Origin of the sequence: uncultured Neisseria sp., assembly GCF_951230505.1 — a bacterium.
Lineage (GTDB): Bacteria > Pseudomonadota > Gammaproteobacteria > Burkholderiales > Neisseriaceae > Neisseria.
This window is the reverse complement of record NZ_CATNVN010000059.1, coordinates 1-10,427: the sequence shown is the minus strand read 5'-3', so window position 1 is coordinate 10,427 and position 10,427 is coordinate 1. Positions and strand designations below refer to the sequence as shown.

At 49.9% G+C, this 10,427-nt stretch carries 9 protein-coding genes; 3 read left to right on the top strand and 6 right to left on the bottom strand.

Annotation, left to right across the window (positions count from 1 at the left end):
* The coding region (locus tag Q1M25_RS05315; RefSeq protein ID WP_300482571.1) for a hypothetical protein at positions 1 to 373 on the top strand (373 nt) is incomplete at its 5' end.
* Between the two features lie 87 nt (positions 374 to 460).
* Here the strand turns inward: Q1M25_RS05315 and Q1M25_RS05310 are convergent.
* The 6 genes from Q1M25_RS05310 to Q1M25_RS05285 form a co-directional block, all read right to left on the bottom strand.
* Positions 461 to 907: a GatB/YqeY domain-containing protein gene (locus Q1M25_RS05310; protein ID WP_150537576.1), complete on the bottom strand. Its 447-nt coding sequence runs from the start codon at positions 905 to 907 to the stop codon at positions 461 to 463.
* Positions 908 to 1,005: 98 nt separating this feature from the next.
* Positions 1,006 to 1,218 carry a 30S ribosomal protein S21 gene (gene rpsU, locus Q1M25_RS05305; protein WP_002214819.1) on the bottom strand — a complete coding sequence of 71 codons (213 nt, stop codon included), beginning with the start codon at positions 1,216 to 1,218 and terminating at the stop codon, positions 1,006 to 1,008.
* A gap of 277 nt (positions 1,219 to 1,495) precedes the next feature.
* Positions 1,496 to 3,343, bottom strand: a complete 1,848-nt coding sequence (locus Q1M25_RS05300) for a lytic transglycosylase domain-containing protein (RefSeq protein ID WP_300482540.1) — start codon at positions 3,341 to 3,343, stop codon at positions 1,496 to 1,498.
* Between the two features lie 178 nt (positions 3,344 to 3,521).
* A complete protein-coding gene (locus Q1M25_RS05295; RefSeq protein ID WP_036490296.1) occupies positions 3,522 to 3,989 on the bottom strand; it encodes an FxsA family protein in 468 nt (155 codons plus the stop codon).
* Positions 3,990 to 4,156: 167 nt separating this feature from the next.
* Positions 4,157 to 5,674: a polyamine aminopropyltransferase gene (locus tag Q1M25_RS05290; protein WP_300482574.1), complete on the bottom strand. Its 1,518-nt coding sequence runs from the start codon at positions 5,672 to 5,674 to the stop codon at positions 4,157 to 4,159.
* A gap of 125 nt (positions 5,675 to 5,799) precedes the next feature.
* Entirely contained in the window at positions 5,800 to 6,870 is a 1,071-nt protein-coding gene (locus tag Q1M25_RS05285; protein ID WP_300482532.1) for a porin, read from the bottom strand.
* A 327-nt stretch (positions 6,871 to 7,197) separates the two neighbouring features.
* On the opposite strand from Q1M25_RS05285, the gene Q1M25_RS05280 reads away from it, so the two are divergent.
* Both Q1M25_RS05280 and Q1M25_RS05275 read left to right on the top strand, forming a co-directional pair.
* Positions 7,198 to 8,817 carry an ABC transporter substrate-binding protein gene (locus tag Q1M25_RS05280; RefSeq protein WP_300482529.1) on the top strand — a complete coding sequence of 540 codons (1,620 nt, stop codon included), beginning with the start codon at positions 7,198 to 7,200 and terminating at the stop codon, positions 8,815 to 8,817.
* A 75-nt stretch (positions 8,818 to 8,892) separates the two neighbouring features.
* Positions 8,893 to 10,427, top strand: a 1,535-nt coding sequence (locus Q1M25_RS05275) for a M24B family metallopeptidase (protein WP_300482526.1), incomplete at its 3' end; no start/stop codon positions are given.

Below are 10,427 nucleotides of genomic sequence, written 5' to 3'. Positions count from 1 at the left end.
GGAACGTATTAAACTAATACATATATTTCTTTTTGTTTTAGTCCCATTTATTTGGAGCTATATAAAAAATTTCTCTCAAAAGAATACTGCCAAGATGAAAGTTTATTTACACATAGATAGGCTTTACAATTATATTATTTCTGGACAGGATAGAGAGGCATTTGAAGAGTTAATCAGCTTTACGAGAGCAGCGGATCAAAACCCCGATTTATATTATTATTTCAGTGAACTTCCTTTCGATCGAAAAAAGCTGGCTTGCGTGGCTTATGTAAATGAACTATTTAAGATATATAATCAAGAGAAGAATATAACAAATGATAATTCAAATGCCGAATTTTTGATGAAAATGCATACAGGATATAACACAAAATAATGGCTGTCTGGAAAAGGTCGTCTAAAACCCAAAATCTCGGTTTCAGACGACCTTTTTTTGAATCCGCCCAAAGCGGTCTGTATTCAATTATGAAGTCAGCGCAGCTTTGAGGATTTTGTTGACTTCGCCCATGTCGGCTTTGCCGGCCAGACGAGTTTTTAATACGCCCATGACTTTGCCCATATCTGCCATGCCTGATGCACCGGTTTCTGCAATGACTGCTTCAACGACAGTCTTGATTTCTTCTGCAGACATCATTTGCGGCAGGTAGCGATTGAGGATTTCGATTTCCGAGTTTTCTTTGTCGGCCAAATCTTGACGACCGGCTTCGGTATAGATTTTGGCGCTGTCTTTGCGTTGTTTCACCATTTTGGTCAGGATAGAGATGACTTTTGCGTCATCGGCTTCAGTGCGCTCATCTACTTCAAATTGTTTGATGGCTGCATTAATCAGGCGGATGGTGCTTAAAGACACTTGGTCTTTGGCACGCATGGCGGTTTTCATGTCTTCGGTTAATTGTGTTTTTAGGCTCATAATGTGCTCACTTTATATAAAAAGATGCCGTCTGAAAAACAAAACACACCGCAAAGCTGCCCTTGCGGTGTGTCGTTTATCACAGGGCAGGCCTGTAATTAGTACATTTTAGGAGGCAGTTGTTGGCTGCGCAGACGTTTTTGCAGGCGTTTGACTGCAGCAGCTTTTTTGCGTTTACGCTCAGTAGTTGGTTTTTCGTACGCTTCACGGGCGCGCAGTTCGGTCAACAGACCGGTTTTTTCTACGGCACGTTTGAAACGACGCATGGCAACTTCAAATGGTTCATTCTCTTTAACACGAATAGCAGGCATTTTATTTCCTTTAAATTTTGTTCAATCAAACCGTTTTAAGAAATAGAGGACGGCTTGTCATAATGGGGTAGTTGTTGTATCGCTGGTTTGCCGAGGGCAGGGCGGGATACGCGCCGTGATGTAAACATCACCTCCTAACAAGTCGGCTTTTGCCGTGCAAGTGACCTTTTCGGTCAGAAACAATCGGGTGATTATCTTATAAACCCAATAGTCTGTCAAGATTGCAGGCCGTCTGAACGTTTGATTCTGTCTCACTTTTCAGACGGCCTATCGGGTATTAATAACGGCCGGGAACCGTACCCATACGTTGTTTCAACGAAGTTTGCGGTTCGTTGAACAATGACGCGTAATAAGTCGCGTTGGTCATGACTTTTTTCACGTAGTCGCGGGTTTCGGTGAATGGGATGGTCTCGGCGTAAATAGCGCCTTCCAACGGTGAAGAAGCCTGCCAGTTGCGGGCGCGGCCTGGGCCGGCATTGTAGCCTGCGGTGGCCATCACTTCGTTATTTTGCAGGCGGCGTTTGGCATCTGCCATGTACCAAGTACCCATGCGGATATTGCCGTCCATGGTGTAGAGTTCGCTGCTGCTCATGCCGATTTTGCCGGCGATTTCGCGGGCGGTCGCAGGCATGACCTGCATCAGGCCTTGTGCGCCGACGCTGGATTGCGCGCCCATGACAAAGCGGCTCTCTTGGCGAATCAAACCGTAAACCCATGCCGGGTCAATGCCTGCCTGTGCGGCATAGCGGACGGTCAGGTCTTTAAACGGAGAGATATAGCGCAGTTTGTAGTTGAGTTTGTGGTCGGTACGGTCGGCGCTGTTGATCGCCATGTCGTAGAACTGGTTGTCAAAAGCGACTTGTGCGGCAGTCAGCAGGTTGTCTTCGTTGAAGTCGCGGGTGGCAAAACGCCATTCTGCCTGTGCCTGACGGCGCATTTTGGAGTCACCGTTGCTTTGGCTGTTTTTAAACAAAACCAATGCGCGTTTGATGGCACCGTCTTCGCTCATGCGGCGGACGTCTCTGGCATCGGCATCGGCAACGTTATTGCGCGTATTGATGCGGCGGCCCAGTTCTTCACCAGCCAATACAGCGTAGAAATTGCGTCCGCTTGCGGCGGCTTTTTCATACATTTCTTTGGCTTGACTGCTTTTGCCTTGTGCGGCAAAGCTGCGGCCCAGCCAATATTGCCATGTCGGGTCTTTTTGCAGTTTTTCAGGCATATGCTGAATCACGCTTGCCAATTCGTCCCAACGTTGCAGGCGCAAAGCGGCGCGTGCGTACCATTCCAATTGCTCGTCAGTCAGTTGCTTGCGGTCGGAAACGCGGCCGTAGTAGCTCAAAGCAGTCGGCATGTTTTGGCTTTGTGCATGGTAGTGGCCCAATACGCCCCATGCGAAGCTGCGTTGTTCGCGGCTGAGGCCGGATTCCATGTCGGACAGGGTGGCGGCGGCAGAAGCGGATTTGCGTGCATCTTTGCCGATTACGCTCAACAGGCTGTATTCGGTCGCACCTTGCGCGCCACCTTCAAACGGGCTGCCCAATGCGGCGGCTAGGTTGCGTGCATCCGTGGTTTGGCTGTTGCTCAACAAGCCTCGCACGCGACGCCATGCGTCGTTGGTGTTCAGACGGCCTGAAGCTGCCGCGCTTTCAACCAAGCGGGTACAGCCGGCAGGCAGTTTGCCGGTCACGCGAACCAGCTCGGCGGCTTTGCTGTCATTGCCGCTGCTCAAATCGGCATAACATTGCACTTCTTGTGCGACGCCGGCGGCGTTCAATTTGCCGAATTCTTGACGGAATAAATCCCATTGGCCGCGCGCGCCCAAGGTTTTCAACCATTCGTTGCGGACGTTTTCAGCCATTGCGCTGTCGCTGGCTTGGGATAAAAATTGTTGTACCCAAGCATCGTCGCCGCGTTTGGCGGCATCAATGGCGCTTTGGTATTGGCTGTAATCGGACAGGACTTTGGATTCGCTGTCGGCGCGGCGTGAAGGAATAGAAGTGGATTTAGGCTGAACGACGCTTTCGGTTTTCGAAGCAGTCGGTGTGTTTTGGGTGGCGCACGCCGATAAAACAGCGGCGGTAATCAAGCTGAGGGAGAGAGGGAAAAGACGTTGAACGTTCATTGGATACCGTGTCGTTTTTAGAATCAAAATAGCCGCTTATTTTAAATGATTTATGCGGAATAACCGAATTACAAACCGATATTTACATTTTCAAAGCCCGGAAATGACTCAGGCCGTCTGAAATATGAAACACTTTTGAGGTATTCCTAATTCAGACGGCCTGTTATGAAGGAAGTCATCAATCGGGTTTGTGTTCGATATAGTCTTGCGGTTTGTCGGCTTTGCCGGTGCGCGTAACCGTGTATTCGCCTTCGATAATGTCTTCATCATCTTTGGCAGGGCCGTAAGTTTGGCGGCTTTGGAAAGACTGTGCAGAAGAAACGGGCGTATTGCCTTTAAACGGAATCAGCAAGAGCAGGGCGACGGCGGTTGAAATAAAACCGGGGCTGAGCAGGAAAACCGCGGCGGCGGTATAGCGAATCGGCCACAGCATTTGATAGAGGGAAATGTTTTGTCCGCTGCGGACGGCTGCGCCTGCGAGCAAAAGGCCGGAAATACCGGTATGGCGCAGCATAAAAATACCGCTGATAAAGCTGACGGCCATCACAAACAGCGTCCAGCCGCCACCTATCCAGTCGGCAACCCAGACGATGGACATGATTTCCAAAAAGATTAAAACCAAAAAACCGATTCCAAAATACTGCATAAGTGTTTGTTCCTTCATTCAACGGATAGTGTCAATTGTGTTTTATCTAGATAAAGATAAACCTTATTTTTTCAAGCAAATGCTGTGTGAAAAAGGGTAAACGGGCGATGAGGCCGTCTGAACGGAGATAAAAAGAAGACTGATGTTTCAGACGGCCTTTAGATATTCTATCGCATCACATTGTTCCAATCGCTTTCAAAATAACTGACGAGAATTTGGTTGTTCAAATAATTTGCTTCCACCTTGCGCCTTACCATATCAGGCGGAAAGCGAAACATTTCGGCAACGGTCTGGGCATTGAGATAGCGGGTGGGTACGTCGAATTTTTGCGGAATGGGGAAGTTTTGGTCAAACCCTGCCAACACAAATCCCCATTCGCCAAATGAGGGGACGTAAACATGATAGGGCGCGGTATTCAATTTGGCCGCTTCGAGGGTAGCAACGACCGACCAGTAGGCATTGGGTGCGAAATAAGGCGAAGTCGATTGCACAACAATCTTACCTTGCGGCTCAAGATGGCGGGCAACGAGGCGGTACATGGGGACGGAGTAAAGTTTGCCCAGCGAGAAATTGGAGGGGTCGGGCAGGTCGATGATGATAACGTCGAATTTTTCAGACGACCCTTCCAGCCATTTGGCGGCATCGTCGTTGACGACGTGCATTTTGGGATGGGATAGCGAGCCTTGATTGAGTGCGCTTAAGGTGGCTGAGGTTTTAAAGGTGGCGGTCATGTCGGGGTCGAGATCGATCAAAGTAACATTTTTGACCTGCGGATATTTTAAGACTTCGCGTGCCGCCAATCCGTCGCCGCCACCGAGAATCAGGACGCGTTCGGCATTCGGCACCATCTGCATGGCGGGTAGGACGAGTGCTTCATGGTAACGGGCTTCGTCGCGTGAGGAGAATTGCAGGTTGCCGTTGATATAGAGGCGGGTGTCGTCTTTCCAGCGGGTAACGACCAGCCGTTGGTAGGGTGAATGGCTTTGATAGACGACGGGATCGCCGAAATAGCTTTGTTCGGCTTTGAAGGAAATGCGGTCGGCGTAGGCGAAGGTGATGGCGAGGATGGACAAGACAATCAGCGCGCGCAGGCGGATGGCGTGATAGCGGGGTAATTCTGCTTTAAACACGCGGGCGGTCAGATAGGCGACGGCGGCGTTGAAAATGCCAAACAACAAGGCGGAACGCGCCATGCCGAGTTTGGGGGCGAGCAGGAGCGGAAACAACAGAGAGACGGCAAGTGCACCCAAGTAGTCGAAGGTCAATACTTTGGAAACGAGTTCTTTAAATTCCGCACCTTTTTGGTTTAACACGCGCATAACCAAAGGGATTTCCATGCCGACAACCATGCCGACAATCAGTACAAAAGCGTAGAGCAGGGTGCGGAACGGGGCTGCGGATAAACCGAAGGCTACAAATAATGCCAGCGCAGAAATACCGCCGATGATGCCGACCAGAAGTTCGATTTCGATAAAGCGGTGCAACACGTCTTTATCTTTGATGTATTGGGTCAGGTGGGCACCGATACCCATTGAAAACAGATAAAGCCCGATGACGGAGGAAAACTGCAAAATACTGTCGCCCAAAAGATAGCTTGCGAGCGCGGCGATGATAAGCTCGTAAGCGAGGCCGCAGCTGGCGACGATAAAAACGGAGATGATGAGGGTGCGGTGGGCGTTCATGATGACGTTTTTGTTGTTTGAGTGTGGGCAATGTAATGATTTTTAAGGTGGGCTGCAAGTTTAAATTATAGGATGTAGAAAAGGCCGTCTGAACAAATTGTTTCAGACGGCCTTTAATCTGTCAGGCATTAATAGCGGTGTTTGAATACCATGCCCACTGCGTAAGAAGATTTTTTCGGCAAATCTTCATCGTATTTCGGATTGACGTTTTCTTTCAACCAGCCGGCACCGAGTGTGGCGGTTGTCCGTTTGGAGAAGCTGTAATCGGTGCTGACGGCGACGTGTTTGTAGTCTTCGCCGACAGAGCTTTTACCGTAGGCAAAGCCGATTTGAGGTTTGAAATTGCCCACTTTGTATGAGCCGGACACCATAAATTCTTTGGTGTTGTTGATTTCTTTGTCGTAAGAACCGGCTACGTTGCCCGCTGCATCTTTCCATACGCCCCAGCAGCTGAAGCCGTCGCAAGTGTTTTTGGCGTATTGGAACGCAGCATCGACGGAGATTTTGTCTTTGCTGTATCCGGCCATGAATGCGTGTGCTTGGAAGTCTTTGGTTTCGGTTGGAGAGTCGTTGGGTGCGTATTCGGCAGCGTAGTGCGCGTTAAAGCCGTTGTTTGGGTGGTAGTAGTCTACACCCCAGCCGAAGACCCAGTCGCCGTCACGTTTTTTGTCCGGATTCCAGTCATTGTTGTTGCGCGCGGCATTGGAACCGGGGGAAACGTTGAATTTGAATTGGAAACCGTTTTTCCAAGGCGACTCATAAGCCATGGAAACACGGCGTTGGCCGAAGCGAGAAATTTTGCCGAACTCCAAAATCGGGCTGTTGGTGTCGAACGGGTTCAGATAAATGCTGTTCATGGGCGTACTGATGTAACCCATTTTGACGGTGCCGAGGTTTTTGTAGCTGTTGAGCGCGACGTATGAGTCGGCAGTACCCCAGCCGCCCCAGCGGTCGGAATCGAAGTAAATAAAGGAGCCAAGTTGCCATTTCAGCCATAAGTCGTTGTTGAGTCGTACTTCATCGGAGAGATAAAGACTGGAACTTTTATCGGAAATGGTTGTAGAGGTTACACCGGTTTTATTGTTGTGTTCGACCTCGGTCATGATGTAGATGGTGCCGCTCATTTTAGGTTCGGCGTGGGCGGCGCTTATGGAAGAGCCTATGAGGGTAGTGGCAATAAAGTAAGATAACTTCTTCATTTGATTCTCCTTTTTATGTCTTTTTCTTGCTTATGGCGAAAGAGTTCGGATAATCTTATTTGACAAATCATAAAAAATCAATACATTTGTAACTTATCGTAGGATAAATTGAAAAATAGTTTTCAGTTACGTATTTTTGTGTTAATTTGCCGACAATCTTAGACGGCTATATTATTTTGATGGAATATGTGGTTTAAAACACTATTTTCATGGTTTGAAATAGATGATTTAACTATGCTGGAGAACTTCATAAATAAATGTAGTTGAGTGTAGTTTGAATAATTAGGCCGTCTGAAAAAGAAGAATACCCAAAAGAAGGAATGAAATATGGCCGGAAAAACCTATCCGCTGTTGGCTGCATCATTGGCTGCCGTATTCGCATTGTCGGCGTGCAGCCGCGATGTCAAGCCTGCTCCTGAGTTTAAACGTACCGATTATGAGCGCGTGGTGGTCAGCAACGGCGTCGAGCCGGGTACGCTGGATCCGCAGATGAGCGGCGATATGGCGGCGGGTGCGATTATCCGCCAGCTGATGGATGGTTTGGTCGGTACGGATGCCGAAGGCAAAACCATTCCTGCTTTAGCGGAAAGATGGGAAAGCAAGGGCGAGCGTGTCTGGACTTTCCATCTGCGTGATGCCAAATGGAGCAATGGCGATCCGATTACTGCCGAAGATTTTGTATACAGCTTCCGCCGTCTTGCCGATCCAGCCACCGGCGCACCTTTCGGCAGCTATTTGGTCGATGCCCAAGTGGAAAATGCGGAAGATATATTAAACGGCAAAGCCAAGCCTGAGACATTGGGTGTCAAGGCGTTGGACGCAAAAACCCTGCAATTTACGCTGATTGCGCCGGTACCTTATTTCCCCGATATGCTGATTCAGCAATTCACTTTCCCAGTTCATCGCGCCACTGTCGAAAAATACGGCAATAAGTGGACGCAGCCCGGTCATTATGTTTCCAGTGGCGCTTATCTGTTAACGGATTGGAAAGTCAACAGCCACATTAATATGGAACGCAATCCCAATTATTACGATAAAGACAAAGTGGCCATTCCAAAGGCGGTTTTTCTGTCAGGCAGCGGCGAGTACAACCGTTATCGCGCCAATGAAATTGATGTGACTTACGGCATTCCCAGCGATCAGGTCAAAGTGGCGGATATTGAGTTTCCAGGCCAAGTAAGACGCACAACTTCCTTGTGCAGCTGGTATTTGGAGCCGAACCACGAAGCGGCGCCATTTAATGATCCGCGTGTCCGCAAGGCGCTCAATATGCTGACGCGCCGCGACATCGTCGTCAAAGTGGGCGGCCGTGGCGATACGCCTGCGTTCCAATTGACGCCGCCGCAAATGCAGGGCGTGATTCCTGTTTATCCGGAGTGGAAAGAGTGGACGCCTGAAAAACGCATCGAAACCGCACGCAAACTGTTGAACGAAGCAGGCTACAACGATGACCATCCGCTTGAGTTCGATATTTTGTACAGCACCAGCGAAGCGTCTAAAAAACAAATCACTGCCGTGCAGTCGGTGTGGAAGGCCGCCATTCCGTTTATCCGTCCGACTTTGTCCAACGAGGAATGGAAAACTTATTTGGATACGCGCGCGCAAGGCAATTTCAAGGTTTCGTTCAGCGGCTGGTGTTCCGATTTCAACGATCCGGCAGGCATGCTCAATATCTTGAAATCCAACAATTCAAACAATGCATTCCGCTACAAAAGCGCGGTGTTTGACGCATTTATGAACAATACGCTGAAAGATGGTGTCAGCAAGGAAGCGCGCAGCCAGCTCTATGCCGATGCGGAGAAGCAGCTTCAAGAAGACGCTGCACTGATTCCACTGTATCATCAGGTTGAAGTGCGTATGGTCAAACCCGATATTATCGGCTATTCCGACAAAGACCCTTTGCGGAATTACACGGTCAAGAGCTGGTCGTTCGCACCGAAAAAATAGATTGATTATAGACAGCACAAGTTTTCAGACGACCTTGATGACAGAGGCCGTCTGAAACAACAGGAGACATAACACATGAAATCTGTACAACAACGTTTGTCCGCTTTACGCGAAGCCATGAAAAAACATGGCGTGGACGCGTTTGTCATTCCTTCCGCCGATCCACACCTTTCCGAATACCTGCCCGAGCATTGGCAGGCACGCCGCGATTTTTCCGGCTTTACCGGTTCGGCCGGCACTTTGGTGGTAACCACCGATAAAGCAGGCGTGTGGACGGACAGCCGCTATTGGGAACAGGCAGGCCAACAGCTTGCGCCAAACGGCATCGAGCTGCAAAAAATGGGCGTTGATGCGCCTTATACCGAGTGGTTGGTACAAAATCTGCCTGAGGGCGCAGTGGTCGGCGCGCCTGCCGATATGTTCGCACTCAGCGGCGAGCGCGGTTTGAAACAGGCACTTGCCGCCAAAAACATCCGCCTCGAATATCCTGAAACCTTGTTGGACGAAGTGTGGGACGACCGTCCTGCATTGCCGACTCCGGAAATCTACGTTCACCATCCCGACTATGTTTCCGAAACGGCGGCCGAAAAACTGGCCCGTATCCGTGCGGCCATGAAAGAGCAGGGTGCAGAGGCGCATTTGGTTTCTTCTTTGGACGACATCGCTTGGATTACCAATCTGCGCGGTGATGATGTGCCGTTCAACCCTGTGTTCTTGTCCCATTTGTTTATCAGCCAAGACAAAGCCGTATTGTTTACCGATGCAGGCCGTCTGAAAGCCGAATCTGCCGAAGCTTTAAAAGCGGCAGGTTTTGAAGTCTTGCCTTATGCGCAGGCGGCGGACTATTTGGCAGGCGTTAAGGACGCATTGCTGATTGATCCAAACAAAACTGCTGTAGGCACTTTGCGCCGCCTGCCTGAAGACGTTCGTTTGATTGAAGCCATCCACCCAAGCACATTCTTCAAATCGGTTAAATCCGATGCCGACATCGCCCATATCCGCAATACCATGGCGGAAGACGGCGCGGCATTGTGCGGCTTCTTTGCCGAGTTTGAACAAATCTTGGCAGACGGCGGCGAATTGAGCGAACTGGACATCGACGGCATGCTCTACAAACACCGCAGCCAACGTCCTGGCTTTATTTCGCCAAGTTTCGACACCATTGCCGGCTACAATGCCAATGCCGCCTTGCCTCATTACAGCGCGACACCAGAAAACAACAGTAAAATCAAAGGCGACGGTATGCTGCTGATTGACTCCGGCGGCCAATACTGGGGTGGTACGACCGACATCACGCGCGTGGTGCCCGTCGGCAATCCGAGTGCGGCCATGAAACGCGACTACACTTTGGTGTTGAAAGCGCATATTTCTCTGGCTGAGACCATTTTCCCTGAAAACATCAAAGGCCCGATGATTGATGCCATCTGCCGCAAATCGCTCTGGCAGGCGCAATGCGATTACGGTCACGGTACAGGTCATGGCGTGGGCTATTTCCTCAATGTGCATGAAGGTCCGCAAAGCATTGCCGTTGCCGCCGTGCCGCAACCGCATCACGCGATGAAGTCAGGCATGCTGACTTCCAACGAGCCGGGTCTTTACCGTCCGGGCAA